Origin of the sequence: Micromonospora sp. ATCC 39149 (assembly GCF_000158815.1) — a bacterium.
Taxonomy (GTDB): Bacteria; Actinomycetota; Actinomycetes; order Mycobacteriales; family Micromonosporaceae; genus Micromonospora.
The window spans coordinates 2,307,127-2,307,624 of sequence record NZ_GG657738.1 but is presented as its reverse complement, the minus strand read 5'-3'; the positions used below and the strand labels follow the sequence as shown (position 1 = coordinate 2,307,624).

At 82.3% G+C, this 498-nt stretch carries 1 pseudogene; it reads left to right on the top strand.

Annotation, left to right across the window (positions count from 1 at the left end):
• A pseudogene (locus MCAG_RS33545) lies at window positions 1-498 on the top strand (hypothetical protein); the annotation flags it as partial.

The following is a 498-nucleotide window of genomic DNA, read 5'->3' as shown; positions in this document are numbered from 1 at the left end:
GACCGTGCTCGCCGGGCCGGGCACCCGTCCGGCCGGGGCACCGCTGGCCACCTGCCTCGGACTGCTCGCGGTGGCGCTGCTCGCCGCCGCCCCGGTGACCGTGCGGGTGCTCGTCGCCCCGTACGGGGAAGTGGTCCCGCCGTGGTCCGGCGCGCCCACCGGGGCAGCGGTTGCGGGGGCGGCCCCGGCCGGCGTGGCCCTGCTCGTGCTGACCCTGGCCGCCGCGCTGGCGGGTCGCGCGCTCGGCCCGGCCGGCGGACAGCGTTCCGCGACCCCGGCCGGCGGGGAGGGAACCCGGGCGGCGGGGTGGGCTGGTGCGGCGCTGCCGGCGCTGCCGTTCGCCGCGGCGGCGGTGCCGGTGCTGCTCGCCGCCGCCGGCACGCCGTGGCCGGTGGTGCCGGGGGTCCTGCTGCTGACCGGGGTGGCCGCCCTGCTGGTCGCGGCTCTGGCCCGGCCCCGGCCGCTGCTCGTCGGAGAACACCGTGCCGGTGGGGCTGG